The organism is Bradyrhizobium agreste, assembly GCF_016031625.1.
Lineage (GTDB): Bacteria > Pseudomonadota > Alphaproteobacteria > Rhizobiales > Xanthobacteraceae > Bradyrhizobium > Bradyrhizobium agreste.
The window spans coordinates 1-25,029 of the sequence record NZ_JACCHP010000043.1 but is presented as its reverse complement, the minus strand read 5'-3'; the positions used below and the strand labels follow the sequence as shown (position 1 = coordinate 25,029).

Annotated in this window: 25 protein-coding genes; 17 read left to right on the top strand and 8 right to left on the bottom strand. The window is 65.1% G+C overall.

The window, feature by feature from the left end; all coding sequences use genetic code 11:
- Positions 1-30: 30 nt before the first annotated feature.
- Positions 31-477, bottom strand: coding sequence for a MarR family winged helix-turn-helix transcriptional regulator (locus HZZ13_RS35785; protein WP_246504692.1), 447 nt, complete (start codon positions 475-477; stop codon positions 31-33).
- A gap of 65 nt (positions 478-542) precedes the next feature.
- Between HZZ13_RS35785 and HZZ13_RS35780 the strand changes: the two genes are divergently transcribed.
- Genes HZZ13_RS35780 through HZZ13_RS35770 form a run of 3 tightly spaced genes read left to right on the top strand, consistent with a single transcriptional unit; the run spans position 543 to position 4,086 of the window.
- A complete protein-coding gene (locus HZZ13_RS35780; protein WP_197964124.1) occupies positions 543-1,583 on the top strand; it encodes a branched-chain amino acid ABC transporter permease in 1,041 nt (346 codons plus the stop codon).
- A 5-nt stretch (positions 1,584-1,588) separates the two neighbouring features.
- Entirely contained in the window at positions 1,589-3,358 is a 1,770-nt protein-coding gene (locus HZZ13_RS35775) for a branched-chain amino acid ABC transporter ATP-binding protein/permease (RefSeq protein ID WP_197964123.1), read from the top strand.
- Positions 3,355-4,086, top strand: coding sequence for an ABC transporter ATP-binding protein (locus HZZ13_RS35770; RefSeq protein ID WP_197964122.1), 732 nt, complete (start codon positions 3,355-3,357; stop codon positions 4,084-4,086). The genes HZZ13_RS35775 and HZZ13_RS35770 overlap by 4 nt, the downstream gene beginning before the upstream one ends.
- 191 nt (positions 4,087-4,277) lie before the next feature.
- Here the strand turns inward: HZZ13_RS35770 and HZZ13_RS35765 are convergent, their stop codons facing one another.
- Positions 4,278-4,913: a pyridoxamine 5'-phosphate oxidase family protein gene (locus HZZ13_RS35765; RefSeq protein ID WP_197964121.1), complete on the bottom strand. Its 636-nt coding sequence runs from the start codon at positions 4,911-4,913 to the stop codon at positions 4,278-4,280.
- A gap of 121 nt (positions 4,914-5,034) precedes the next feature.
- Here HZZ13_RS35765 and HZZ13_RS35760 point away from each other — a divergent pair, with 121 nt between their 5' ends.
- On the top strand, positions 5,035-5,919 hold the full coding sequence (locus HZZ13_RS35760) for a LysR family transcriptional regulator (protein WP_197964125.1): 885 nt from the start codon (positions 5,035-5,037) through the stop codon (positions 5,917-5,919).
- Positions 5,920-6,063: 144 nt separating this feature from the next.
- On the opposite strand, the gene HZZ13_RS35755 is transcribed toward HZZ13_RS35760, so the two are convergent.
- Complete coding sequence (locus HZZ13_RS35755) at positions 6,064-6,480, bottom strand: PaaI family thioesterase (protein WP_197964120.1); 417 nt, start codon at positions 6,478-6,480, stop codon at positions 6,064-6,066.
- 420 nt (positions 6,481-6,900) lie between these two features.
- On the opposite strand from HZZ13_RS35755, the gene HZZ13_RS35750 reads away from it, so the two are divergent.
- The 4 genes from HZZ13_RS35750 (at position 6,901) to HZZ13_RS35735 (ending at position 10,603) form a co-directional block, all read left to right on the top strand.
- Positions 6,901-7,917 (top strand): TRAP transporter substrate-binding protein, encoded by a 1,017-nt coding sequence (locus tag HZZ13_RS35750; protein WP_197964119.1) that lies wholly within the window; start codon positions 6,901-6,903, stop codon positions 7,915-7,917.
- Positions 7,918-8,103: 186 nt separating this feature from the next.
- Positions 8,104-8,613 (top strand): TRAP transporter small permease, encoded by a 510-nt coding sequence (locus tag HZZ13_RS35745; RefSeq protein WP_197964118.1) that lies wholly within the window; start codon positions 8,104-8,106, stop codon positions 8,611-8,613.
- A 2-nt stretch (positions 8,614-8,615) separates the two neighbouring features.
- On the top strand, positions 8,616-9,935 hold the full coding sequence (locus HZZ13_RS35740; protein ID WP_197964117.1) for a TRAP transporter large permease: 1,320 nt from the start codon (positions 8,616-8,618) through the stop codon (positions 9,933-9,935).
- Between the two features lie 206 nt (positions 9,936-10,141).
- On the top strand, positions 10,142-10,603 hold the full coding sequence (locus HZZ13_RS35735) for a DUF3237 domain-containing protein (RefSeq protein WP_197964116.1): 462 nt from the start codon (positions 10,142-10,144) through the stop codon (positions 10,601-10,603).
- Positions 10,604-10,706: 103 nt separating this feature from the next.
- Here HZZ13_RS35735 and HZZ13_RS35730 read toward each other — a convergent pair whose 3' ends face one another.
- The 3 genes from HZZ13_RS35730 to HZZ13_RS35720 form a co-directional block, all read right to left on the bottom strand.
- Complete coding sequence (locus HZZ13_RS35730) at positions 10,707-10,913, bottom strand: hypothetical protein (protein WP_197964115.1); 207 nt, start codon at positions 10,911-10,913, stop codon at positions 10,707-10,709.
- 118 nt (positions 10,914-11,031) lie between these two features.
- Positions 11,032-11,307 (bottom strand): YiaA/YiaB family inner membrane protein, encoded by a 276-nt coding sequence (locus HZZ13_RS35725; RefSeq protein WP_197964114.1) that lies wholly within the window; start codon positions 11,305-11,307, stop codon positions 11,032-11,034.
- Positions 11,308-11,359: 52 nt separating this feature from the next.
- Positions 11,360-12,055 carry a PspA/IM30 family protein gene (locus HZZ13_RS35720; RefSeq protein WP_197964113.1) on the bottom strand — a complete coding sequence of 232 codons (696 nt, stop codon included), beginning with the start codon at positions 12,053-12,055 and terminating at the stop codon, positions 11,360-11,362.
- A gap of 103 nt (positions 12,056-12,158) precedes the next feature.
- On the opposite strand from HZZ13_RS35720, the gene HZZ13_RS35715 reads away from it, so the two are divergent.
- The 3 genes from HZZ13_RS35715 to HZZ13_RS35705 all read left to right on the top strand — a co-directional run bounded on the left by HZZ13_RS35715 (position 12,159) and on the right by HZZ13_RS35705 (position 16,027).
- The gene (locus tag HZZ13_RS35715; RefSeq protein ID WP_197964112.1) at positions 12,159-12,788 is read left to right on the top strand and encodes a TetR/AcrR family transcriptional regulator; all 630 of its coding nucleotides are present in this window, start codon (positions 12,159-12,161) and stop codon (positions 12,786-12,788) included.
- Between the two features lie 68 nt (positions 12,789-12,856).
- Positions 12,857-14,311 (top strand): dihydropyrimidinase, encoded by a 1,455-nt coding sequence (hydA, locus tag HZZ13_RS35710; RefSeq protein ID WP_197964111.1) that lies wholly within the window; start codon positions 12,857-12,859, stop codon positions 14,309-14,311.
- A gap of 93 nt (positions 14,312-14,404) precedes the next feature.
- The gene (locus HZZ13_RS35705; RefSeq protein WP_197964110.1) at positions 14,405-16,027 is read left to right on the top strand and encodes an ABC transporter substrate-binding protein; all 1,623 of its coding nucleotides are present in this window, start codon (positions 14,405-14,407) and stop codon (positions 16,025-16,027) included.
- On the opposite strand, the gene HZZ13_RS35700 is transcribed toward HZZ13_RS35705, so the two are convergent.
- A complete protein-coding gene (locus tag HZZ13_RS35700; protein WP_197964109.1) occupies positions 16,022-17,428 on the bottom strand; it encodes a glycoside hydrolase family 3 N-terminal domain-containing protein in 1,407 nt (468 codons plus the stop codon). The two genes, HZZ13_RS35705 and HZZ13_RS35700, sit on opposite strands and share 6 nt — an antisense overlap.
- A 188-nt stretch (positions 17,429-17,616) precedes the next feature.
- Here HZZ13_RS35700 and HZZ13_RS35695 point away from each other — a divergent pair, with 188 nt between their 5' ends.
- Genes HZZ13_RS35695 through HZZ13_RS35685 form a run of 3 tightly spaced genes read left to right on the top strand, consistent with a single transcriptional unit; the run spans position 17,617 to position 21,413 of the window.
- Complete coding sequence (locus HZZ13_RS35695; protein WP_197964108.1) at positions 17,617-19,113, top strand: DUF4153 domain-containing protein; 1,497 nt, start codon at positions 17,617-17,619, stop codon at positions 19,111-19,113.
- Positions 19,114-19,125: 12 nt separating this feature from the next.
- Positions 19,126-19,830 carry a response regulator transcription factor gene (locus tag HZZ13_RS35690; RefSeq protein WP_197964107.1) on the top strand — a complete coding sequence of 235 codons (705 nt, stop codon included), beginning with the start codon at positions 19,126-19,128 and terminating at the stop codon, positions 19,828-19,830.
- Positions 19,827-21,413 carry an ATP-binding protein gene (locus HZZ13_RS35685; RefSeq protein WP_197964106.1) on the top strand — a complete coding sequence of 529 codons (1,587 nt, stop codon included), beginning with the start codon at positions 19,827-19,829 and terminating at the stop codon, positions 21,411-21,413. The genes HZZ13_RS35690 and HZZ13_RS35685 overlap by 4 nt, the downstream gene beginning before the upstream one ends.
- On the opposite strand, the gene HZZ13_RS35680 is transcribed toward HZZ13_RS35685, so the two are convergent.
- Positions 21,410-21,550 carry a hypothetical protein gene (locus HZZ13_RS35680; RefSeq protein WP_197954967.1) on the bottom strand — a complete coding sequence of 47 codons (141 nt, stop codon included), beginning with the start codon at positions 21,548-21,550 and terminating at the stop codon, positions 21,410-21,412. The genes HZZ13_RS35685 and HZZ13_RS35680 overlap by 4 nt on opposite strands.
- A gap of 79 nt (positions 21,551-21,629) precedes the next feature.
- Here HZZ13_RS35680 and HZZ13_RS35675 point away from each other — a divergent pair, with 79 nt between their 5' ends.
- The 3 genes from HZZ13_RS35675 to HZZ13_RS35665 all read left to right on the top strand — a co-directional run bounded on the left by HZZ13_RS35675 (position 21,630) and on the right by HZZ13_RS35665 (position 24,726).
- Positions 21,630-22,199 carry an alpha-ketoglutarate-dependent dioxygenase AlkB gene (locus HZZ13_RS35675; RefSeq protein WP_197964105.1) on the top strand — a complete coding sequence of 190 codons (570 nt, stop codon included), beginning with the start codon at positions 21,630-21,632 and terminating at the stop codon, positions 22,197-22,199.
- 235 nt (positions 22,200-22,434) lie between these two features.
- Positions 22,435-23,364 (top strand): alpha/beta hydrolase, encoded by a 930-nt coding sequence (locus HZZ13_RS35670; protein WP_197964104.1) that lies wholly within the window; start codon positions 22,435-22,437, stop codon positions 23,362-23,364.
- Positions 23,365-23,499: 135 nt separating this feature from the next.
- Positions 23,500-24,726, top strand: a complete 1,227-nt coding sequence (locus HZZ13_RS35665) for an ABC transporter substrate-binding protein (protein ID WP_197964103.1) — start codon at positions 23,500-23,502, stop codon at positions 24,724-24,726.
- Positions 24,727-25,029: the final 303 nt, after the last annotated feature.

Here is a 25,029-nt window from a genome sequence, read left to right as displayed (position 1 = left end):
CGACCCTCCCCCTCCAGGGGAGGGTGAGAGTCAGAACTCGTTGGCGATCTTCGCGAGCATCCCGATCAGGGCTTCGCGGTTGGCCTGGCCGAGCAAATCATTCAGCCGGGCCTCGTGCTTGGTGGCGACGAGCTTCTTGGCGCGCGCCAGCACCGCCTTGCCCTTGTCGGTCAAGACCAGGATGTGCGAGCGGCGGTCGTTGGTGGAGCGGATCCGGGCGCAAAGGTCGCGGCTCTCCAGATTGTCGAGCATGGCCACGAAGTTCGGCCTGAGGATGCCGAGCGTGGAGGCGATCTCGGTCTGGTTACGGCCGGGGTTTTTCTCGACCAGCAGCAGCACCGAGAACTGCGCCGGCGTCAGCTGAAGCGAGGCCATGCAGCGCAGGAAATTCTCGAACACCTTGAGCTGCGCACGCTTCAGGACATAGCCCAGCTGCTCGGAAAGCTCACCATACCAAATATCGCATGCGTTTTTCAATGGCTGTGAGCGGACCGTCCACCGCAATCGAGAGGACCGGTCCGGATTAGGGGGAGCGTCCGGTCTTGAATACCACCATCATGCTGTTCCTGGTGCAGGACGGCATCACCAATGGCGCGATCTACGCGCTGCTCGGCCTGGCGCTGGTGCTGGTGTTCGCCGTCACCCGCGTCATCCTCATTCCCCAGGGCGAGTTCGTCACCTATGGCGCGCTGACCTATGCCTCGCTGGCCGCAGGCCAGATGCCGGGCACGGCAAAGCTGGCGCTCGCACTCGGCATCGGCGCCTTCGCCTTCGACCTGTTCGAAGCGCGCAAGGCGCTGCATGGGCGGCTGGTCGTCCGCAGCTTCATCGCCAACGTCGTGTTGCCGGCGATCGTGCTGGCGCTGACCCTGTCCCTCGCCGCGCAGAAGCCGCCGGTCGCGATCTGCATCGCGCTGTCGCTGGTGATCGTGGCGATGATCGGCCTCTATCTCTACCGCGTCGCCTTCCAGCCGCTGGCGCACACCTCGGTGCTGGTGCTGCTGATCGCCTCCGTCGGCGTCCACCTCGCGCTGCAGGGCCTCGGCCTGTTGTTCTTCGGCGCCGAAGGCCAGCGCGGGCCTGCCGTGCTGTCCGGCGCCTTCACCGCCGGCGCCCTGCGCTTCACCGGCCAGAGCATCGCCGTCTATGCCATCACCATCGCCTTCATCGTCGCGCTCTGGCTGTTCTTCGGCCTGACGCTCTACGGCAAGGCGCTGCGCGCGACCGCGGTCAACCGGCTGGGGGCGCGGCTCGCCGGCATCCGCACCACGCTGTCGGGCCAGATCGCCTTCCTGCTGGCCTCCGTGATCGGCGCGCTGTCCGGCATCCTGATCGTGCCGATCACGACGCTATACTATGACTCGGGCTTCCTGATCGGGCTGAAGGGCTTCGTCGCCGCGATCATCGGCGGCCTCGTCAGCTATCCCCTCACCGCCGTCGCGGCGCTGGTGGTCGGCATCGTCGAGGCGTTCTCGTCCTTCTATGCCTCCAACTACAAGGAGGTGATCGTCTTCATGCTGCTGATCCCCGTGCTGCTGCTGCGCTCGCTCGCCGCGCCGGCGGTCGAGGAAGAGAAGGACTGAGCCCGATGCAGAGCCGGCTTCCCATCCTCGTCTTCGCAATTCTCATGGCGGCGATCCCGTTCATCCCGGGCGTGCCCCCGTTCTGGATCGTGCTGCTCGACAATATCGGCCTTGCGGCCCTGGTCGCGATGGGCCTCGTGCTGCTGACCGGCGTCGGCGGCCTCACCTCGTTCGGCCAGGCCGCCTTCGTCGGCTTCGGCGCCTATACCACCGCGGTGCTGTCGACGGGCTATGGCCTGTCGCCCTGGCTGACGCTGCCGCTGTCGCTCGTGGTCAGCGGCTCGCTCGCGGTGCTGCTCGGGCTGATCACCGTGCGCCTCTCGGGGCATTATCTGCCGCTCGGCACGCTGGCCTGGGGGCTGGGGCTGTTCTACTTGTTCAGCAAGCTGGAGTTTCTGGGCCGCAACGACGGCATCTCGGCAATCCCGCCGCTGTCGATCGGCACGTTCAAGATGCTCTCGCCCGGCTCGATCTATTACGCGATCTGGATCGCGGTGGTCCTCTCGGCCCTGCTGACGATGAACCTCTTGGACTCCCGCACCGGCCGCGCCATCCGTGCGCTACGCCGCGGCCATGTCGCGGCAGAAGCTTTCGGCGTCCACACGCCGCGCGCCAAGCTGCTGGTGTTCATCCATGCCGCGGTGCTCGCCGGCCTGTCGGGGTGGCTCTACGCGCATCTGCAGCGCGCGGTGAACCCGACGCCATTCGGCGCCCAGGCCGGTATCGAATATCTCTTCATCGCCGTGGTCGGCGGCGCCGGCTATGTCTGGGGCGGGGTCCTGGGCGCGGCGATCGTCGTGGTGCTGAAAGAGGTGCTGCAGAGCTATCTGCCGCTGATCCTGCCCGGCTCCGGCCAGGTCGAGACCATCGTGTTCGGCATCATGCTGGTGGCGCTGCTGCAGCTTGCGCCCGGCGGCCTCTGGCCCTGGCTGATGTCGTTCTTCCCCGAGGCTACCCGAGGCAAGAAGCCGGACACCTCGCTGAAGCTGGAGCATCGCGCCCGCGCGCCCGCCGAGGCCGGCGTCCTGCTTCAGGTCGAGAAGGCGCGAAAACAGTTCGGCGGCGTGGTCGCCGTGAACAACGTGTCCTTCGACGTCCAGGCCCGGGAGATCGTCGCGCTGATCGGCCCGAACGGCGCCGGCAAGAGCACGACCTTCAACCTGATCACCGGGGTGCTGTCGGCGACCTCGGGCTCGATCTCGGTGCTCGGCAGGAAGGTCGACAACGCGCCGCCGCAGGAGATCGTCAAGCTCGGGATCAGCAGGACCTTCCAGCACGTCAAGCTCGTTCCCGACATGACGGTGCTGGAGAACGTCGCGATCGGCGCGCATTTGCGCGGCCATTCCGGACCCGTTTCCTCGATGCTGCGGCTCGACCGCACTGACGAGGCCAAGCTGCTCGCCGAAGCCGCCCGCCAGATCGAGCGCGTCGGCCTCACCGAGCAGATGCACCAGCTGGCAGGCTCGCTCTCGCTCGGGCAGCAGCGCATCGTCGAGATCGCCCGCGCGCTTTGTGTCGATCCGATGCTGCTGCTGCTCGACGAGCCGGCCGCGGGCCTGCGCCACATGGAAAAGCAGCGGCTCGCAGCGCTGCTCCGCGAGCTGCGTGACGGCGGCATGAGCGTGCTCTTGGTCGAGCACGACATGGGCTTCGTGATGAACCTCGCCGACCGCATCGTGGTGCTCGATTTCGGCACCAAGATCGCGGAAGGCACGCCGGCGACGATCAAGACCAATCCCGAAGTGATCAAGGCCTATCTCGGAGTGGCGGCATGAGCACGCTGTTGTCCGTCACCGACGCGCATGTCGCCTATGGCAAGGTCGAGGCGGTGCGTTCGGTCTCGCTCGAGGTCGGCACCAACGAGATCGTCACCATCGTCGGCGCCAATGGCGCCGGCAAGACCACGCTGCTCTCGGCGATCATGGGCATCCTGCCCCTGAAGGGCCGCGTCGCCTTCGCCGGCCAGGACCTCGCCCGGCTCGACATCGAGGACCGCGTCGCGAGGGGCCTCGGCCTTGTTCCCGAGCACCGCGAATTGTTCGTGACCATGAATGTCGAGGACAATCTCGAGCTGGGTGCTTTCCGGATCGAGAAGAGCCGGGCGAAGTCCTCGATCGAGCGGGTCTATGCGCTGTTTCCGCGGCTGAAGGAGCGGCGCAAGCAGCTCGCCGGCACGCTGTCCGGCGGCGAGCAGCAGATGCTCGCGATGGGCCGCGCGCTGATGGGCGAGCCGAAGCTCCTGATGCTGGACGAGCCGAGCCTCGGCCTTGCGCCGATCATCGTCGCCGACATCTTCCGCATCGTCACCGAGCTCCGCGCCGCCGGCGTCTCCGTGCTGCTGGTCGAGCAGAACGCGCAGGCCGCGCTGAAGATCGCGGATCATGCTTACGTGATGGAGCTCGGCGAGTTCGTGCTCAGCGGCAAGGCCAGCGACATCGCCGCCAACGAGCGGGTCGCGGCCAGCTATCTCGGCTTCCAGCACGAAGGCGCGAGTGCGATTTAGCTTTCTTACCCTCGCCTGGAGGGCCCCTCGAGGGGGAGGGTCGCTTCGCATGTAGCGAAGCGAAATGCGAAGCGGGGTGGGGTGACGGTCTCTCCACGTCGCACACTGCCCCTGTTGAGAGATCACCCCACCCCGCTCGCGCTTCGCGCGATCGACCCTCCCCCTCCAGGGGAGGGTAAGCGAGCAGCGGCTTATGTAGTAACCTCCGTCGTCGCCTTCTCGCCCCTTAACGCTGCAACTTCCGCCTCCAGCTCCGCGATCCTCGCATCCCTCGCCGCGAGCGCGGCCGCGACATCGGGCGCGTCGAATTTCTGCGGGATGTGCTGCGGGCAGTTGGTGTCCCAGGCTGCGATCTTGAACAGGATCACCTGCTCGGGCCGGGCGCGGTAGCCTTTCGGCATCAGCGACGTGGTCAGGGCCTCGTCGTCCTCGACCACGCGCGCCTCGCCCCAGATCTTCACACGGCGGCGATGGGCGTAGTCCATCACGAAGATGTAGGCCTTGGGATTCTCCGAGAGATTGCCTTGCGTGATGAACTGCTGGTTGCCGGAATAGTCGGCGAAGGCGAGCGTCTGCTTGTCCAGCACCTTGAGAAATCCCTTCGGGCCGCCGCGGTGCTGGATGTAGGGCTGGCCGTCGGCTGAAGCGGTGGCGAAATAGAAGCTGTTGGCGTCGGCAAGGAACGCTGCGAGATTGTCATCGATCTCGGTGCGCCAGCCGCGCTGCTCGCTGCGCGCATAGGCCTCGCGCGAGCCCTTGCGGGCCTGGATCGCCTTCACTGCCGGCGAGAAGGCGACGTCGCTGGCATAGGTGTGGACTGCCGTCATCGGAACATCTCCTGAAATTCCGCCGCATTGCTGCGTCTTCCGCGGCTAATGTGGACCTTCCGGCGTTCAGAACAATCTTGCGTCTTGACACTTCATCATTGCGATATATGCAATAATGGCCGTGGACCGCCTGGAAGCCATGCACGTCTTCGTCACCGTCGCCGATCTCAGCGGCTTTGCGCCGGCTGCGCGAAAACTGCGGCTGTCGCCGTCGGCGGTGACGCGGATGATCGCGGCGCTGGAGGAGCATCTCGGTGCGCGGCTGCTGCAGCGGACCACGCGGCAGGTGGCGCTGACCGACGTCGGCACGCGCTATCTGGAGCGTGCGCGGCGCATTCTCGCCGATGTCGAGGAGGCCGACGGCTCGGCGCGGGAGGAGCGCAACCGGCCGAGCGGGCGCCTCGTCGTGTCCGCCCCGGTCGGCTTCGGCCGGCTGCATGTCGGGCCGGTCATGACCGCCTATCTCAAGCGCTATCCCGAGGTCACGGCCGAGCTCCGGCTGTCCGACCATCTCGTCAACCTCGTTGAAGACGCCGTCGATGCCGCGGTGCGGATCGGTCATCTCGCCGATTCCTCGCTTGTCGCGCGCCAGGTCGGCGCGATGCGGCGGATCGTGGTGGCCGCGCCCGGCTATTTGAAGCGTTATGGCGAGCCGAAGACGCCGGAAGCGCTCGCCACGCACCAGACCATCCAGTTCGGCCCCTGGTCCGAATGGCGCTTCCTCCGCGACGGCCGCGATATCGGACTGCCGCTGTCGCCTCGCTTCATCAGCAACAGCGCTGACGCCGCCCTGCAATATGCCGAGGCCGGCGGCGGCGTGACGCGGGTGCTGGCCTATCAGGCGGCCGAGGGCCTGAAGCGCGGACGGCTCAAGATCGTGCTGGCGCAATACGAGCAGCCGGCGCTGCCGATCCACATCGTCTACCCGACCTCGCGTCTGCTCTCGGTCAAGGTGCGCGCGTTCATCGACCTCGTGGTGGAGACGGCGGAGTGGAGGTTTGGTTGAGCGCGTGTCCCGGACGCGCCGCGGAGCGGCGCAGAGCCGGGACCCAGAAGGCGGCAGGGTGTGCTGCGGATGAATGGGCCCCGGCTCTGCAGCGCACCACGCCGCAAACGCGGCGCGCTGCGCTGCGTCCGGGGCACGAGAGACCTACTTCTTCGGCATCACGCGGAACGTGCCGCTGGCTCGCGTGATCACGGCGTCGTCCGCCTTCACCAGACACTGCGCGAAGCAGATCGTATTCCCGGTCTTGATCGCCTCGCCCTCGACCGCGAGCCATTGGCCGATCTCGGCGGCGCCGACATAGTCGACCGCCAGCGAGATGGTGACGAACGACGTGGTCCAGCCCGTCGCCTGGGCGCAGCTATAGCCCATCGCGGCATCGGCGAGCGCCGCGATCAGCCCGCCATGGATCAATCCGCGGGCGTTGGTGTGCGGCGGCGCCAAGCGCAGTCCGACGGTGACGCCCTTATCGGTCTTCTTCGAATAGAGCGGCTCCCAGGGATCGGTCAGCGGCGCTTTGCGGAAATGCGGCTCGTAGCCGGCGGGAATGTCGGTGGGGGTCATCGCTGTCTCGCTTCGTTGCTCTGGCGACATTGGAAGCGAATGAAGTGAGGAATGCATCACCTACAAAGCTTTAAACGGAATTTGTGCAGGTGTTTGAAGCGAGCTCCGCCGTCGCCGCAACGGCCCGGCTCCGATGATTGCGACCTTTGCCCGCAATACATGCACCTCCCGATCCTGTAGGCTTCGGTCGCGGCCTGCTTGTGGCCAAGGCTCGCAGACGATAATTATGTCATATAACGTTTGCGCATAGGGAGAGCGGTCGTCGCCCGAGCAGCGACAAATCCATGCAACATGGCTGACGTAGATGGCGCGACACGGCGCGCCTCAGTTCCGGCTTGAACGCGCCGGCCAATTAGATAACATGTTAATTAACGAGACCGGGCCAACGAAGCCCGCCGTCGCAAAAGGGAGAGACGCGTGATGAGGAAAGCCTGTCTGGCCTTGCTGCTGGCAGCAAGCGTGAGCCCTGCGCTCGCGCAGGACAAGACCTTCGATCTGAAGATCTCGCATTGGGTGCCAGCCTCGCATCCCCTGCAGAAATCGCTGGAAGACTGGGCCGCCGCGGTCGAGAAGGATTCCGGCGGCACCATCAAGGGCAAGGTGTTTCCGGCCCAGCAGCTCGGCAAGGCCTTCGACCATTACGACATGGCGCGCGACGGCATCGCCGACGTCACCTATGTCAATCCCGGCTACCAGCCCGGCCGCTTCCCGATCATCGGCGCCGGGGAATTGCCGTTCCTGATCTCGGACGCCAAGGGCGGCTCGATGGGACTGGACGCCTGGTACCGCAAATATGCCGAGAAGGAGATGAAGGACGTCAAATATTGCCTCGCCTTCGTCCACTCGCCCTCCTCGTTCCATTCCCGCACCAAGAAGATCGTCAACCCTGAGGACGTGAAGGGCCTGAAGATCCGCCCCGCCCACGCCACCATGGCGAATTTCGTCACCTCGCTCGGCGGCACCAACGTGCAGTCGTCGGCGCCGGAAGTGCGCGACATCATCGAGCGCGGCGTCGCCGACGGCGTCACCTTCCCCTGGGGCTCCCTGGTGCTGTTCGGCATCGACAAGGTGACCAAATACGACATGGAGGCGCCGCTCTACACCACGACCTTCGTGTTCGTGATCAACAAGGACAAGTACAATGCGATGTCCGACAAGCAGAAAGCCGCGATCGACAAGAACTGCACGGTCGAGATGGCGGGCGCGGTCGGCGAGCACTGGGGCAAGTTCGAGGACGCCGGCATCGACAAGGTGAAGGCGGAATCCAGCCATGAGGTCTACAAGCTGACGCCCGAGCAGATCGCGGCCTGGAAGAAGGCCGCCGGGCCGCTGGTCAAGACCTGGGGCGACGGCGCCAAGAAGGCCGGCGCCGATCCCGATGCGACGCTCGCGGAGCTCAAGGCCTCGCTGAAGAAGTACAACGCGCTGGCGGAATAGCGCGATGGCGAGCTCTGTCTCCCCCTCTCCCCGTTCTTACGGGGAGAGGGTTGGGGTGAGGGGCTGCTTCCGCAACGATGGTGACAGATGGACTCGCGGAGAGTCCCCCTCACCCGCATCGCATCTTCGATGCGCTGCGGCCTCTCCCCGCACGAGATTAATGACAGCCCAAGACGGAAAACTCCCATGAAGCGCGCCTGGATGGACCGCATCATCGACTCGATCGAATGGATCGCGGCCGGCTTCGTCGGCATCGTCGCGCTCGACATCTTCCTGTCGGTGCTGTTGCGCAACACGCTGAATTATTCGATTCCCGACAGCTTCGACATCGGCCGCATGCTGCTCGGCATCCTCATCTTCTGGGGCATCGCGGCAACCTCCTATCGCGGCACCCACATCACGGTCGACCTGGTCTGGGGCAATGTCGGGCCGCGCTACCAGCGCTGGATCGACGTGTTCGCGACGCTCGTGCTGCTGTTCGTCGTCACGGCGCAGACCTGGACACTGTTCGACAAGGTGCGCGGCACCTACAACGACAACGTCCAGACCTTCGACCTGCACATGCCGACCTGGCCATTCTTCGCGGTCGCCTGGATCGGCGACATCTGCGCCGTGCTGCTGATCGCGATCCGCACCTACCGGCTGATCTTCCATCCCGAAGAGATGCACGACCCCAAGATCAAGGCGACGGAGTAATCATGAGCACCGATGCCGTCGCCGTAATCGGCTTCATTTCCCTCTTCGTCCTGATGCTGCTGCGCGTGCCGGTCGGCATGGCCATGGGTCTCGTCGGCGTGTCCGGCTTCGCCTACCTCGTCAACGGGACAGCAGCGCTGAAGCTGGTCGGCCAGACCTCGATGCGCACGGTCACCGACTACACGTTCGGCGTGATCCCGATGTTCCTGCTGATGGGCTCGTTCGTCTCCCATTCCGGCATGAGCCGCGAGCTGTTCCGCACCGCCAACGGTTTCGTCGGACATTTGCGCGGCGGGCTCGGCATCGCCACCGTCGGTGCCTGCGGCGGCTTTGCCGCGATCTGCGGCTCCTCGGTCGCGACCGCCGCGACCTTCTCCGCCGTCGCCTATCCCGAGATGCGCCGGTTCGGCTATCCGCAATCCTTTGCCACCGGCGTGATCGCGGCCGGCGGCACGCTGGGTGCGATGCTGCCGCCCTCCACCGTGCTCGCGGTCTACGGCATCATCACCGAGCAGGACATCGGCAAGCTGTTCATCGCCGGTATCATCCCGGGCCTGCTCGCGATGACCATGTACATGATCACGATCTTCCTGATTGGCTATTTCCGCCCCGACTTCCTGCCCAAGGGCAAGGTGATGCCCTGGCGCGAGCGCTTTGCCGGGTTGAAGGAGATCTGGGCACCGGTGCTGCTGTTCATCTTCGTGATCGGCGGCCTCTACGGCCTGCCCTTCCTGCCGCGCTTCACGCCGACCGAGGCCGGCGGCGTCGGCGCGACCGGGGCCTTCATCATCGGCGTGCTGACCGGCCGCCTCGACCGCGAGAAGGTGCTGGCCTCGCTGCTGCAGGCCACGCGCACCGCGGCTGCGGTGTTCACCGTGCTGATCGGCGCGCTGATCTTCGGCTATTTCCTCACGGTGACGCAGACGCCGCAGAAGGTGACGGAATTCCTCACCGGGCTCGGCCTCGGTCCCTACGGCGTGCTGGCCCTGATCATGGTGATGTATCTCGTGCTCGGCTGCCTGATGGATGCCATGGCGATGATCATCCTGACCGTGCCGATCATCTTCCCGGTGATCATGCATCTCGGCTTCGACCCGATCTGGTTCGGCGTCATCATCGTCATGACCGTCGAGCTCGGCCTGATCCATCCGCCGGTCGGCATGAATGTCTTCGTCATCAAGAGCGTGGTGAAGGACGTCTCGTTCTCCACGATCTTCAAGGGCGTGATCCCGTTCGTTGCGACGGACCTGGTGCGCCTGGTGATCCTGATCGCCTTCCCGCTGCTGGCGACGTGGCTGCCGACGCGGATGATGGCGCATTAGGCGCGGGTGACGACGCGGCAAGCTCTCTTCCCCTCTCCCCTTGTGGGAGAGGGTGGCTCGCCGCAAAGCGGCGAGACGGGTGAGGGGTCTCTCTCCGCATGCACCGGCGTTTGCAGAAGCAACACCTCATCCGACGCTTCGCCACCTTCTCCCACAAGGGGAGAAGGAAGGGCATCGCGCCCGGAGTGACTGATTGGAGTTGATCGATGACCGCACCGACGCTCGAAACCAAATACGTCTTCACCATCACTGCCCGCATCGGTGATGTCATCACCGCCGGCGAGACCGGGATCGGCGTTCGCCGTATCATTCCGATCATCGGCGGCGAGGTGACGGGCGCGGTCACCGGAAAGGTGCTCCCCTTCGGCGCCGACTTCCAGATCATCCGGCCCAACGAGCTGATTGATCTCGAAGCGAAATACGCCTTCGAGACCGACGACGGTGCGACCGTCTATGTCGAGAACAGAGGTATGCGCTTCGGTCCGGTCGAGCTGTTGCAAAAGCTCAAGCGCGGCGAGCCGGTCGATCCGAAGCTGATCTATTTTCGCACCGTGCCGAAGTTCGAGACCGGGCACGAGAAGTACCGCTGGCTGATGGAGCACATCTTCGTGGCGTCAGCGGCGCGCCATGCGGATCGCGTCGTGATCGACGTGCATCAGGTGATGTGAGGGACAGGCCGCAATGTGCCACCGCGGAGTGCCTTGCCCCACCCGGATCGCGCCGGACGATGCTGCGCATCGCCCGGGCCGATCCGGCGAGACGTGAAGACGCCTACAACGTCTCTTGCTTGTGCCCGCAGTTCTTGCAGGCGAACTTGACGCGGGTCTGGCCCTTCTCCGCCTGCACCCGGTTCGGCGCTCCGCACTTGCCGCAGACGGCCTCGATGCGGGTCGTGCCCTGCTTGATCACGATGGTCTTCTTTTCCATCGATTCGCGGATCAGGCGCTCGGCCTCCTCGCGCAGGGATTGTTTCGACAAAGCTCGTCTCCGCCTCTGGAAAGCGCGAGAGCCATATCGCACCTGCGCGCGAAGCACAATGCGCCCTTCCTGCCGCGGGGCACCCGCCGCCCCAGATGGCGCTGCGAACGGTCGCTCCTCACGCCGCCTTGGAGACCTCCATCAGGAGCCGCTCGGCCTTGGCATCCTCGATGCGGTTCACGAGGCGGCTGCTCTCATGATTGTCGCGCACCGTCTTGGTCAGGGTGACACAGGTCTGGATCATCATCACGACACCCATGGTGAGATAACCCTTCATCCAGAGGTCGATCGGCAGGAAGAAGATGCCAATGGCGACGAGGAAGGCCGAAGCTGCGAAAGACGCGTAGGTGAAGCTCACCCAGGCGCCGCTGTGGGGTTGGCCGTTCTGGTTCATGATGGTCTCCTGTTGATTGGAATGATGATTGCGTTCGGGTTCGGACTTGCGATCAGGCCGTCGGCATGCGCCTGGCCTTCAAGCGCGCCAGCACATCGTCTGCGGTCGTCTTGAGCCGCGGGCCAAAGCCCTGCTCGGCGAGTCTTTCGGCGGTGGCGAGCGGACCGGTGGCCGCGTCGAGCTCGACCAGGGCATCGTCGGCCGCCTGGGCCTCCATCTGCCGCTCGCGCAGACGCCTCAGCGTCCCCTCCGCCTCCGGCAATGTCGATTCGTAGGGGCGCGCGGCCTCGATGCCGCTGCGGCGAAGCGAACGCACCGCTTCCGAGGCACGGGCGATCCGGCGACCGCGATCGAGCTCGGTGATGCGGGCCTGCGCGTTGGCGACGTGGCGCTTCAGCCTGATGATCTCGGTCGCGAACAGCGCGCGCGCCGTCATGGCCGCATCGCGATCGGCCTCCAGCGCCGCAATGGCCTCGGCGGCCTCCTTGGCGAGGTCCTCGCGGCCGCCATCCAGCGCCGCGACGGCTCGGGTCTCGATATCGGCGATGCGCGCATTCGTGGCCTCGAGCTTGCGGCCTTCCTGCTGGTCCTGTGCGATCGCCAGCGCCAGCGTGCGCTTGCTGCGCTCAACGGCTGCAGCCGCATCGCGCATCTGCTGGTCCAGGATCAGAAGGGCGGTGCGGTCTTCCAGTTCCTCGCCCGCAGTGGCGACGCTGCCGCGGAAGAGGGTCACGACGGTCTTGAACATTGTTTGCTCCCTGTCTATGAGCGTTGCTCACGGATGATTTGTAGCAGGAAACATGAACATCGTTCAATAAAAATTTGAGCGACGCTCACGAATTTGGTTAAGAATGACTAAAACCTTGGAACGGCGAGAGAAATTGCGTGCCGCCCTGATCCAAGCGGCCGAAGGGATGATCGCCGACCGGGGGTTGGCGGGTCTGAAAACCCGCGATTTGGCCCGCGAGATCGGCTGCGCCAATGGCGCGGTCTACAATCTCGTGGCTGATGTCGACGAGCTGATCCTTAGAGTCGGCTCGCGCACGCTGCGCCGGCTCGACGAGGCGCTGACTCTCGCAACGAGTTCGGGCGAGCCATCGCCACGGGAATCCCTGGTCCGCATCGCCCTCGCCTATTGCGATTTCGCCGCCGAAAACCTCCAGCTCTGGCGCGCGCTGTTCGAACACCGCGTGCAGGTCGACAAGCCACTGCCGGATTGGTCGGTGCACGACCAGATGCAGCTGTTTCGTCACATCTACCAGCCGCTCGCCGCGCTGCTTCCTGGGCGCAGCCCGGAGGAGCTCGGCATCACCGCGCGCAGCCTGTTCTCGGCCGTGCATGGCATGGTGGCGCTCGGGCTGGAGCAGAAGCTGGTGGCCGTGCCGTTGCCGGCGCTGCGCAACCAGATCGCGGGCCTCGTGCGCGCGATGATCGATGGGCTGGTCGCGCGCGATGTGAAAGGAGCGGCGGCGGCTGACTAAAATTTCACCTGTCGCATCGCCAGTCGCGCGCTTAGCCTTCGAGCGTCCCTCACCTCTCGGAGTCCCTCATGCCCCTCCTTATCCGCGGCGGCACCGTCGTCAATCACGATCACTCGCGCCGCGCGGACGTGCTGATCGACGGCGACACCATCGTCGCGATCGGCGCGTCGCTCGATGCGCCGACAGGTAGCGAAATCATCGATGCAGGCGGCGCCTACGTCATCCCGGGCGGGATCGATCCGCACACCCATCTCGAAATGCCGTTCATGGGCACCGTCACCGCCGACGATTTCGAATCCGGAACCAAGGCGGCGCTGAGCGGCGGCACCACCATGGTGGTGGATTTCTGCCTGCCCGATCCCGGCCAGTCGATGCTGGCCGCCTATCAGGAGTGGCGGCACAAATCCGAGAAGGCGGCCAGCGACTACGGCTTCCACATGGCGGTGACGTCGTGGTCGAAGCAGATCCATGACGAGATGGAGATTGTGGTCAAAACCTACGGCATCAACACCTTCAAGCATTTCATGGCCTACAAGGGCGCGCTGATGGTGAACGACGACGAGCTCTACAATTCGTTCGCGCGTTGCGCCCATCTCGGCGCCATGCCTGTCGTCCATGCGGAGAACGGCGACGTCGTCGCCCTGATGCAGGAGGCGCTGATCGCGCGCGGCGTCACCGGGCCCGAGGGCCACGCCTATTCACGGCCGCCGGAGGTCGAGGGCGAAGCCACCAACCGCGCCATCATGATCGCCGATATGACCGGCACGCCGGTCTATATCGTGCACATCAGCTGCCGCGAGGCGCATGAGGCGATCGCGCGGGCACGCGCCGCCGGCAAGCGCGTCTATGGCGAGCCGCTGATCCAGCATCTGCTGCTGGATGAGAGTGAATACCAGAACAAGGACTGGGACCATTCCGCACAGCGCGTGATGTCGCCGCCGTTCCGCGACAAACAGCATCAGGACAGCCTCTGGGCCGGCCTGCAGGCCGGCTCGCTCCAGGTGGTTGCGACCGATCATTGCGCCTTCACCACCGAGCAGAAGCGGTTCGGGCGCAGCGATTTCAGGAAGATCCCGAACGGCACCGGCGGCCTCGAAGATCGCCTGGCGCTGCTCTGGACTGCGGGCGTCGCCACGGGGCGGCTAACGAAAGAGGAATTCGTCGCGGTCACCTCGGCGAACATCGCCCGCATCCTCAACATCTATCCGCGCAAGGGCGCGGTCGCCGTCGGCTCGGATGCCGACATCGTGGTGTGGGATCCCAAGCAGAGCAAGACCATCAGTGCCAAGCGGCAGATGAGCCGGATCGATTACAACGTGTTCGAGGGTTTTGCCTGCACCGGCGGTGCGGCCGCGACGCTGTCGCGCGGCCGTATCGTCTGGAAGGATGGCAATCTGCGCGCCGAGGCTGGCGACGGGCGCTATGTCGAACGTCCCGCTTTTTCGCCGGTGCATGTGGCAAATTCGACCTGGAAGGAGCTGACCGCTCCGCGCGCGGTTGCACGTGGTGCGGTAGCGCCGTAGCGCGTTCGGGCGCAAGCCATGTGATACCTTGAAGCGCGCCGATGGCATACGCCTTGCCTCTCGACATCAGGACATTCTCTGACGGAGGCGGCGATGAGCAATGCACCCCATAATGTGACCCGACGCGACGCGGTGCTTGGCGGCCTCGGCGCCGCCGGTATGGCAGCATTTGCTCCACGTCTCGCCTGGGCGCAGGGGCGCAGCGAGACGCTGCTGGTGGTGCAGGAGCTCGGGCCGAACTCGCTGGATATGCAGGGCGTCGGCTCCAACCAGACCGTGAACGGCCTGTCCTGGAATTGCTACGACCGCCTGCTCACCTACGCTTCCAAGATCCTGCCCGACGGCACCTTGTCATATGACCGCGAGAAGCTCGCGCCCGAGCTCGCCGAGAGCTGGGAGGTCGCAGCCGACGGCATGTCCTGCACCTTCAAGCTTCGCAAGGACGCAAAATTCCACGACGGCACGCCTGTGACCGCCAAGGACGTCAAATGGTCGTTCGACCGCGCCGTGAAGGTCGGCGGCTTTCCGACCTTTCAGATGTCGGCGGGATCGCTGGAGAAGCCGGAGCAGTTCGTGGTGGTCGACGACCACACTTTCCGCATCGACTATGTCCGCAAGGACAAGATGCTGCTGTTCAACGTCGCCGTCGTCGTGCCCTTCATCATCAATTCCGAGCTCGCCAAGAGGAACGCCACGCCGGAAGACCCGTGGGCGCTGGCCTGGCTGAAGAACAACGAGGCCGGCGGCGGCGCCTACAAGATCGAGAGCTGGAAGCCGGGCAGCGAGACCGTACTGGCGCGCTTCGACGACTGGAAGAGCGGGCCGCTGCCGAAGGTGAAGCGCGTGATCGCGCGCGACGTTCCTTCCGCCGGCACGCGCCGTGCCATGCTGGAGCGTGGCGATGCGGACATATCCAGCGGCTTTGCACCGCGCGATTTCGAGCAGATCATCAAGGAAGGCAAGGTCAAGGTCTCGGGCGTACCGATCCCGAACGCGTTGTGGTACGTGGCGCTGAACACCGCCAAGCCCCCGTTCGACAATGTCAAGCTGCGCCAGGCGATCGCCTGGGCCATGCCCTACGAGCAGATCCAGACCAGCGCCTTCTTCGGCCGCGCCATTCCCATGTATGGCGGCGCCGCCGAAGTCTCAAAGCCGGTCTGGCCGCAGCCGTTTCCTTACGTCACCGATCTCGACAAGGCCAAGGCTCTGCTGAAGGAAGCGGGCTTCGAGTCCGGCCTGGAGACGACGCTGTCGCTCGACACCGGCACCGCCACCGTCGGCGAGCCGACCGCGATCCTGATCCAGGAGAATCTCGCCAAGATCGGCATCAAGGCTTCAATCGAGAAAATTCCCGGCGCAAACTGGCGCACGACGCTGAACAAGAAGGAGCTGCCGCTCGCGCTCAACCGCTTCAGCGGCTGGCTCGATTATCCCGAATATTACTTCTACTGGAATTTCCACGGCAACAACTCGATCTTCAACATCTCCTCTTACAAGAACAAGGAGATGGACGCCCTGATCGACAAGGCGCGCTTCACCACCGATGCCGCGGAGTACGACAGGACGGTGAAGGAATTCATCGCGCTCTGCATGCGCGACGTTCCCGTCGTTCCGCTCAACCAGCCGATCCATGACGTTGCCATGCAAAAGGGCGTCACCGGCTACGAATTCTGGTTTCACCGCGAACCGGACTACCGCCAGTTCGCGAAATCATAGCTTGGCGCGCCGAGAGATCGAAATGTTCTCATCGTCATGGCCGGGCTTGTCCCGGCCATCCACGCCTTGCCTCTCTGCACCAAGAACGTGGATGCCCGGGACAAGCCCGGGCATGACGAGACGCTCCAGTCGCACCTGACTCGCATGCAGCATCGCGGCGTCGAGCCTGCCCTGTCGCGATCCTTCCAGGGCGCAGGCAAAGACACGGTAGAACTGCGCGCCGTCATAGGCGACCAGCAGCAGATCGACGCCGGCATTGATCGCCTCGACCACGGCCTTGCAGACGTCGTTCTGGTAGATCGCGCCCATGACGAGGTCGTCGGTCATCACCACGCCCTGGTAAGCCCACTTCCCCCGAATGATCCCATCGACGACGCGCTTGGAATGCGAGGCGGCGCGATCGGGATCGACGGCGGTGAGCGTGACATGGCCCACCATGAGCGCGCTGCGCGAATGCGACAGCACCTGGCGGAACGGGAGCCAGTCGGTTGCCTCCAGTTCCTTCACCGGCGTATCGAGTTTGGCGCTGAAATGATGCGTGTCGGTGCGCACGCGGCCGATGCCGGGAAAATGCTTGAGCGTGGCGCCGACGCCCGTCTCCTCCAGCCCGCGCACATAGGCGCTCGCGATGGCGCTGACGACGGCGGGATCGGTCGCAATCGCGCGCTGGCCGATCAGCGTGTGGAAGTCGAGGCGGTTGCGCTGCGCCGGCGGTTTGAGGTCGAGCACCGGCGCGAGATTGAGGCTGACGCCGACTTCGGCGAGCTCGCGGCCATGAATTCGGCCGAACTCCTCGGCCTTGGCCTGCTGATCGTCGGGGGCAAGTCCCGTCAGCGTCGCCAGCGCCGGCACCTTCGTCAGCGGCGGCGCAAGATGCCCGACAATGCCGCCCTCCTGATCGGCGGCGACGATCAGCGGCGGCAGGCCGGCCGCGCGCCTGCTATCCTGCAGCGCCTCGATCTCGGCCCGCAACGCCTCGATGGTGCGGCCGCGGATGTTGTGCCGCGTGACATAGACGCCGCCGATCAGGCCCTGCTCGGCAAGACGCGCGACCTCGGGAAAGGAGGAATAGCCGACCATGAAGTGAGGCCCGAGCTGCCGCGCCTCGACGGCGCTGGCGCCGAGAACATCGTGCTTGCGTAGCTCGAACCTCAGATGCGCGGCGGACATCAAGAGCGGCGGCAGGCACCAGAGCACGACCAGCGCCTTGCCGGCCAAGGTGCGCCAGCGACCTCCGCGCAGCAAAAGAGCGACGATTGCGATGCTTGCGACGACAAGAGCGATGTTTCCGGCGCCGCGCAACGCGAGCAGATACGGATCGTTCTTGTTCGCGGCCAGAAATGCTGTGAGCGGCGCGGCAAGCCAGAGCAGGACGAGGCTGATGCGATTGAGCAATTGCATGATGCGTCACTTGCGAAAAGCGATGAATGTTTCGCACCTAGCAAAGCACTCCGCGCGGCGCGAGAGCCAAAACCGCACCTGCACGAAAACTGCAAAAGACTCCTGAAACCGTGCAGACGATGGCCGCGGCTTCTGCGCAAGTGCCGTTCAGAGTCCGTGACGCCACCATTCACGGAGACTCTCTGGAGATGACGAGCCTGGCTTCGACGACGGACATCCAACCGATCAGGCCTTCTGCGCTGTCGGCCAAGCTCGCAATGGCGCTGCTGCTGGCCGCGCTCGCCGACTGGCTGTTCTACGGCCAGCGGATCGGGCTGTCGCTAACGCTGTTTGCGATCGCGACCGCCTGCGCGTCGGCGCTGTTCAACCATGCGGCCCTGGACTTGCGGCGTGCGGCGATCGGCGGTGCGATCCTCACGCTCGGCGTCGTTCCGGCCGTGGAGGAGCTCAACACGCTATCCTTCCTGATCCTCATCGCATCGCTGACGATTGCGCTGTTGCTTGCGACCAATCCTGATGCGACCGAGCTCACCGACCGCGCCCGCGCGCTGCGCAATTTCCTCCTGCTCGGACCCTTCAGGTTCTTCCTCGATGCGCCCCAGGTGTTCAACCTGTCGGCGTTCACCTGCGGCATCGCGCTCTGGCTGATGCCTGCAGTGCTCGGCACCGTCTTCATCGCCCTGTTCGCCGCGGCCAATCCGGTGATCGAGCAATGGGTGTCCCTGCTCAATCCCAAGGCCATCTTAGAACATGTCAATATATCGCGCGTGCTGTTCTGGACCTCGATGCTGGCGCTGGTCTGGCCGTTCATCCATGTGCGCTGGCGGCGCAAGACGATCGTCACCACGACAATGGCCGACGGCCCTGTGCCACCGCCGCTGCCGCCCATGGTCTCGGCGGAGTTTCTCGGCCCGTCCACCATCCTGCGCTCGCTGATTCTGTTCAACCTGCTGTTCGCGGCGCAGTCCATTCTCGACGGCATCTATCTCTGGGGTCACGTGACGCTGCCCGACAACATGACCTACGCGACCTACGCCCATCGCGGCGCCTATCCGCTGATCGCGACCGCCCTGCTCGCCGCTGCCTTCGTGCTGGTGGCGATGCGCCCAGGCGGGCCGGCGGAGAAATCAAAAGTGATCCGGCCGCTGGTCTATCTCTGGGTCGGGCAGAACGTGCTGCTGGTCGCCTCCTCCATCCTGCGGCTCGATCTTTACGTCGGCATCTACATGCTGACCTATTGGCGGATCGCGGCCTTCATTTGGATGGGGCTGGTGGCTCTCGGGCTGATCCTGATCGTCGCCCGTATCGCGCTCAGTCGCTCCAACCGCTGGCTCGTCTGCGTCAACCTGATCGCGTTAACGATCGTGCTCTATGGTGCCTCGCTGGTGAACTTCGATGCATTCATTGCCGACTACAATCTGATGCACAGCAGCGAAATGGGAGGGAACGGCGTGAAGATCGATGCCAACTACCTCCTCACGCTCGGGCCGCAGGCGCTGCCTGCGATCGACAAGGTGATTGCGCTTCGCGGCGGCGACTCCTGTCTTGCGGGACGTCGAGACCGGCTTGTAGAAAGTCAGCGGCAGGATCTCGCCTGGCGGTCCTGGGGTTTTCGCAGCTGGCGGCTCCAACGTTGGCTGGACGCACAGGCCAAAATCCAGCCCGGCGATCAGCCGGCGGGGTGAGCGGAGAGTTTCTTGGCGCATCGCATTCTCATCGTCGACGACGAAGGCCATATCCGCGAGGTCATCCGCGTCGCCCTGAAGAAGGCCGGCATGGACGTGATCGAGGCCCGCGACGGCAAGGAGGCGCTTCTCCGCTTTGCCGCCGACAGGCCCGATCTGATCGTGCTGGACATCGGCATGCCCGAGTTCGACGGCCTCGACGTTTGCCGCGAGATCCGCAAGGGCTCGGACGTGCCGATCCTGTTCCTGTCGGCGCGCGACGAGGAGATCGACCGCATCCTCGGCCTCGAGATCGGCGGCGACGACTACGTGACGAAGCCGTTCAGCCCGCGCGAGCTGGTGGCGCGGGTCAACGTCATCCTGCGCCGCCTCAGCCCGCGCAACGGCGAGGCCAAGGCCGGGCCCACCGCGCTGACGCAAGGCGGGCTGCTGATCGATCCCGAACAGCATGTCGCGTCCTTTGCCGGCACACCGCTGAAGCTGACCGCGATCGAATTCGGCATCCTGCGCGCATTCCTGACCCGGCCGACATCGGTGTTCAACCGCGAGCAGCTGATGCGCGCGGCCTACCAGCTCAACATCCAGGTCTCCGACCGCACCATCGACAGCCATATCCGCAACATCCGCGCCAAGCTGGCGGCGCTTTCCTGCGGCAACGTGATCGAGACCATCCACGGCGTCGGCTTCAAGCTCGGCCGCTGCGAGAAAGAGGCATGAGCGCGGCACCCGACAAATGGCGACCGTCGCTCACCCTCGTGATCTTCACGGTGCTGGCAACGGTCGGCGTATTGCCGCTGGTCGGCCTGTTCTTCTTCCGCCTCTACGACAACCAGCTGATCCGCCAGACCCAGGCCGAGCTGATCGCACAGAGCCGCGTGCTCGCGACGATCTATGCGCAGGAGGTCGCGGCCAGGCTCGACAGCGGCCTCGTGCTCGGCGCCGAGGTGCCGCCGGGCGTGCTGCCCGATCCCGGCGACCAGGTCACGCCGATCCGGCCCGCGCTCGACCTCACCGCGAACGACCTCCTGCGGCGGCGGCCCGATGCGCTTCCCGCGCCGCAAGCAGCGCAGCCAGCCTATGTCGAGATCGGCGCCAGGCTGACGCCGATCATCCGCGAGACCCAGAAGGTCACATTGGCTGGCTTTCGCATCCTCGATCCGCAAGGCGTGGTGATTGCCGGGCGGCAGGAGGTCGGGCAGTCGCTCGCCCATATCGAGGAGGTCGCGGACGCCCTGCATGGGCAATATCGCGCCACTTTACGCAACCGCGTGCCGGACAAACCGCCCCCGCCGATCTATTCCTTCAGCCGCGGCCTCGGCGTGCACGTGTTCTCGGCGATGCCCGTCATCGTCAACAACCGCGTCGCCGGGGTGATCTACACGACACGGACGCCGAGCAACATTTTCGACCATCTCTATCAAGAGCGGGGCAAGTTCGTGCTGGCCGGCCTTGCCGTCATCCTCGGCACGATCGCGATCGGCCTCGTGTTCTCGCGCACCATCACGCTGCCAATGCGCGAGCTGATCGACCGCGCCGCCAGAATCGGCCGCGGCGACCGCGAGGCGTTCCAGCCGCTGAAGCATTACGGCACGCGCGAGTTCGCCCAACTCTCGCACAGCTTTCTCGGCATGGCCGAGCAGCTGGCGCGGCGCTCCGACTATATCGCGACCTTCTCGGCCCATCTCACCCACGAGCTGAAATCGCCACTGACCTCGATCAAGGGCGCCGCCGAGCTGCTGCAGGATTCGGTTCAGGGCAAGGCCGAGGGCCTGACGCCGGCCGAGCAGAAGACCTTCATCGCCAACATCCTGTCTGATACCCAGCGGCTGGAGGCGATGGCGCAGCGGCTCCGCGAGCTGGCCCGCGCCGAGAGCCTGCCGCAGAACGAGCGCACCGAGCTGGCGCCCGTGATCGCCGATCTCAGGAGCCGGTTTCCGGCAAGCTCGATCGAGGCCAGCGGCAGTCTCGACCGGGCGATCGGCATGTCCTCGGAGAAGGCGCTGATCGTGCTGTCACACATCGCTGACAATGCGGTGCGGCACAAGGCCGGGACGATCAGGCTGGAGGCGGTCGACGCGCGGACCACCGTGCTCGTGACGGTCAGCAATGACGGCGAGCCGATCTCGGCGCCGAACCGCGACAGGATCTTCGATGCGTTCTTCACCACCCGCCGCGACCAGGGCGGCACCGGGATGGGGCTGGCGATCGCGCGTGCGGTGATGGCGAGCCATGGCGGCTCGATCAGGCTGAAGCCGACCGACGAGGGCGCGGCCTTCGAGCTTCAGTTTCCAGTCGCCTAGATCGCAAAGACCCAGGCGGCCACGATGGTGCCGAGGGTGACGAGACCGGCGATGGTCCAGCCGGCGGCGTATTCCAGCTCGGGATGCCCGGTCGCCCGCATGATCTCAACCGGATCGGCGGTATGCTTCTCTGCCATGACAGCCTCGCACGTTTCTTCCCGCGTCATAGATAAGTCGCATCAGCCGCAAAGAGGTTCCATCACGGAAATGCGAGGCATGACGCAGCTAGGCTTGTTCACCGACCCGCAGAACGGCCCGGCCGGCCTTCGCTACACGGACGATTTCATCGATCGCACCGCCGAGCAGGATCTGATCGGCCGCATCGCAGCATTGCCGCTGCAGCGCTTTCAGTTCGGCGCGTTCGAGGGCAACCGCCGGGTGGCGTCGTTCGGCTATCGCTACGACTACACGCTGCAGCTTCTGGCCGAGGCCGATCCGATCCCGGACTGGGTGCGGCCGGTCGCGCGCCAGGTCGAGGCCTGGGCGGGGCTGCCGGAGGGCAGCGTCCGGCAGGTGCTGTGCACCGAATACGAGGTCGGCGTCGGCATCGGTTGGCATCGCGACAAGCCGCATTTCGACAAGGTGCTCGGCCTGTCGCTGGGCTCGCCGTGCAACTTCCGCTTCCGCCGCCGCAGGGGCGAGAGGTGGGAGCGCCACACGCTGACGGTCCTGCCGCGCTCGCTCTACATGATGGACGGCGAGGCGCGGTCGCAGTGGGAGCACAGCATCCCCCCGGTCGAGGCAAAGCGCTATTCCATCACCTTCCGCACGATGAAGCGGGCCTGACGGACCATCCAAAACAAAAACTGCGAAAACAACCCCATGCACAGTAGAAGGCCGGATCGGGCAGGAGCCTCGGCGGCGCCGGACAACCGTCTGACGGATCGGGATAAAATGGCGGCTGCGCGCCCTGCCCGCCAAGGTGCCGTGAATTCGCCTCAAGGCCGGCTGACGAATGAGACGAATTGAAAAGACTGCCAAATCAGGCAGCCAATATGAGACCCGCAAGGCCGCCACACCCATGAAGCATTTTCTGACATTTTTCCTGTTTCTGACCATGACCGCGGCCGCCGCGCACGGACCCGTGCCGGGCCGGCTCCCGCCGCCCTCCGCTCTCGTGCAGGTGGGCCTCACCGATTCCGACACCACCGCCGGCGGCACCGCGCGGCTGTGCGAGCAGGTCACCTTCTCGCGCGGCCTGCGCTATGGCGAGAGCGAGGCCAACGTGCTCGATGTCGCGACCAGCGCGACCAAGGCCGACACGCCGCGACCGGTCCTGCTGCTCGTGACGGGAGACAGCTTCACCGGCGACCGCGCGGCGCCGGAGCTGTCGCGCCAGATCCAGGACCAGGCGATGTGCTTTGCCGCGCGCAACGGCATGATCGGGGTCCGCGTCAATTATCGCCTGGCGCCTGCGGCGGCCTGGCCGGCCGGCGCGGCCGATGTGGCGGCGGCGCTCTCCTGGGTCCACGGCAATATCGACCTCTTCAACGGCGATGCCCGCGAGATCGTCGCGGTCGGCTACGGCGCCGGCGCCTTCCACGTCGCGACCCTGCTGGCGCATCCCGAACTGCAGACCGCGGGCGCCGACGTTGCCGGAATCGTGCTGGTGTCCGGGGTCTACCGCGTCGGCAAGGACGCGAGCGACAGCGAGAAGGCCTATCTCGGCACAGATGCCACCCAGTACGACAAGCGCTCGGTGTTCCCCGGCATCCTCAATGTCGACGTGCCGATCGTGCTAGCCTGGGCGGCGGACGATTCCGCCGGCCTCGTGGCGCAAGGCGAGACGCTGAAGAAGACGCTGTGCGGCGCCGGCCATTGCCCGCGCAGCACGCTGCTGCGCAGCCGCGACGGCATCGCGAGCGCCTTCGGCCTCGACGGCTCCGGCGACAGCCTCGCAGAGCCGACGCTGCTGCTGGTGCGTCAGCTCGAAGCGCGCGGTCTGCCGTAGCGTCGGCGCGTCAGCACGCCTGCCGCTTTCAACAGCCCGCTCCAGCCACACGATTGCCAAACGCTTGACCTAGATCAATCGGCCTTGGTGGGGACTGAGCCGACCTCATTGGAGGCCGACCACAAGGCATCGAACATGCGCGTCATCGGCAAGATGCTGTTCGTTTTCGTGATTGCCGTCGCATCGCTGGGCGCGATGTCGCAGCAGCAGCACTCGGATCAACCCGCAACCGATCAGGAAATCCGCATCGGCAATGTCATGCCGTATTCGGGACCGCTGTCGGAATTCGGCGCGATCGGCCAGGCGGAAGCGGCCTATTTCGACATGATCAACGCGCGCGGCGGCATCAACGGCCGCAAGATCCGCTTCATCACCCGCGACGACAATTCCGATCCGGGCACAGCGCTGGAGCTGACGCGCAAGCTGGTCGAGGAGGACGGCGTGCACCTGATGTTCGGCTCGTTCGGCACGCCCGGCAATCTCGCCACGCGCTGGTACCTGAACGAGAAGAAAATTCCGCAGCTGTTCGTTGCCTCCGGCGACGAGGAACTGAGCCAGCCGGGCGCGTTTCCCTGGACCATGGGCTGGCAGCCGTCGTTCCGGTCCGAGGGACGCATCTACGCCAACTACATCCAGGCCTATTATCCGAGGAAGAAGATCGTCGTGCTCTGGCAGAACGACCAGTTCGGGCGCATGGTCTACAAGGGCATTCAGGAGGGCCTCGGCGATCTCAACCGTCACGTCCTCGTCGACATCGCCTTCGACCTTGCCGACGAGCATCTCGACGCGCACGTCTCGATCCTCAAGCGCGCCGGCGCTGATATCTTCGTCTTTCTCGGCGTGCCCTCGACCGCATCCAAGGTGATCAAGCTGGCAGCGTCCCTGAATTGGCGCCCGGTCTTCATCGTCAACGATGCCTCCGCCTCGATCGCCAATGCGATGGCGCCCGCGGGATTGGAAAACTCCGCCGGCGTGATCTCGGCGGCCTTTTTGAAGGATCCGAGCGATCCCGCCTGGAAGAACGATCCCGGCATGAAGGACTGGTTCGCCTTTATGGACAAATACCATCAGGTCGAAAGCACCAACAACAGCGCAGCCGTCTATGGCTATGCCGCGGCCGAGGCTCTGACGCTGGTGCTGAAGCAATGCGGCGACGATTTCTCGCGCGAGAACATCATGCGTCAAGCGGCTTCGCTCAGGGACTATCAGCCTTCGGTCGCATGGCCCAACATCAGGATGAACACCTCGCCCAATCGCTATTTGCCGATCAGGCAGATGCGGTTGGTCCAGTTCGACGGGCGGTCGTGGCAGCCTTTTGGTGAGGTGATCGAGACAGCGTTTACGGAGGGTGCGGCGCGGTGAGGTGCCTGTTGCCCTCCCCTGGAGGGCAGGGCAATCGCATTTGAATATTGCAGAGGTCGTCATGCCCGGGCTTGTCCCGGGCATCCACGTTCTTTGTGCCGCGTGGAAAGGCGTGGATGGCCGGGACAAGCCCGGCCATGACGCTGTGGAGACAGCCGGTGCCCATAGCCACGTCTCATATGCGATTCCCCTGCACTGGAGGGGGAGGGTCGGCTCGGGTTGAGCGAAGCGAGACACGAGACGGGGTGGGGTGACAGTCTCTCCACGCATGCTCTGCCCGAGAGGAGAGATCACCCCACCCCG

Coding starts and splice junctions, on each gene's coding strand:
- HZZ13_RS35665 (WP_197964103.1), top strand. CDS start 23,500: ATGCGCGTCATCGGCAAGATGCTGTTCGTTTTCGTGATTGCCGTCGCA.
- HZZ13_RS35775 (WP_197964123.1), top strand. CDS start 1,589: ATGCAGAGCCGGCTTCCCATCCTCGTCTTCGCAATTCTCATGGCGGCG.
- HZZ13_RS35670 (WP_197964104.1), top strand. CDS start 22,435: ATGAAGCATTTTCTGACATTTTTCCTGTTTCTGACCATGACCGCGGCC.
- hydA (WP_197964111.1), top strand. CDS start 12,857: ATGCCCCTCCTTATCCGCGGCGGCACCGTCGTCAATCACGATCACTCG.
- HZZ13_RS35715 (WP_197964112.1), top strand. CDS start 12,159: ATGACTAAAACCTTGGAACGGCGAGAGAAATTGCGTGCCGCCCTGATC.
- HZZ13_RS35755 (WP_197964120.1), bottom strand. CDS start 6,480: ATGACCCCCACCGACATTCCCGCCGGCTACGAGCCGCATTTCCGCAAA.
- HZZ13_RS35770 (WP_197964122.1), top strand. CDS start 3,355: ATGAGCACGCTGTTGTCCGTCACCGACGCGCATGTCGCCTATGGCAAG.
- HZZ13_RS35750 (WP_197964119.1), top strand. CDS start 6,901: ATGAGGAAAGCCTGTCTGGCCTTGCTGCTGGCAGCAAGCGTGAGCCCT.
- HZZ13_RS35705 (WP_197964110.1), top strand. CDS start 14,405: ATGAGCAATGCACCCCATAATGTGACCCGACGCGACGCGGTGCTTGGC.
- HZZ13_RS35695 (WP_197964108.1), top strand. CDS start 17,617: ATGACGAGCCTGGCTTCGACGACGGACATCCAACCGATCAGGCCTTCT.
- HZZ13_RS35745 (WP_197964118.1), top strand. CDS start 8,104: ATGAAGCGCGCCTGGATGGACCGCATCATCGACTCGATCGAATGGATC.
- HZZ13_RS35700 (WP_197964109.1), bottom strand. CDS start 17,428: ATGCAATTGCTCAATCGCATCAGCCTCGTCCTGCTCTGGCTTGCCGCG.
- HZZ13_RS35675 (WP_197964105.1), top strand. CDS start 21,630: ATGACGCAGCTAGGCTTGTTCACCGACCCGCAGAACGGCCCGGCCGGC.
- HZZ13_RS35685 (WP_197964106.1), top strand. CDS start 19,827: ATGAGCGCGGCACCCGACAAATGGCGACCGTCGCTCACCCTCGTGATC.
- HZZ13_RS35735 (WP_197964116.1), top strand. CDS start 10,142: ATGACCGCACCGACGCTCGAAACCAAATACGTCTTCACCATCACTGCC.
- HZZ13_RS35765 (WP_197964121.1), bottom strand. CDS start 4,913: ATGACGGCAGTCCACACCTATGCCAGCGACGTCGCCTTCTCGCCGGCA.
- HZZ13_RS35720 (WP_197964113.1), bottom strand. CDS start 12,055: ATGTTCAAGACCGTCGTGACCCTCTTCCGCGGCAGCGTCGCCACTGCG.
- HZZ13_RS35725 (WP_197964114.1), bottom strand. CDS start 11,307: ATGAACCAGAACGGCCAACCCCACAGCGGCGCCTGGGTGAGCTTCACC.
- HZZ13_RS35680 (WP_197954967.1), bottom strand. CDS start 21,550: ATGGCAGAGAAGCATACCGCCGATCCGGTTGAGATCATGCGGGCGACC.
- HZZ13_RS35740 (WP_197964117.1), top strand. CDS start 8,616: ATGAGCACCGATGCCGTCGCCGTAATCGGCTTCATTTCCCTCTTCGTC.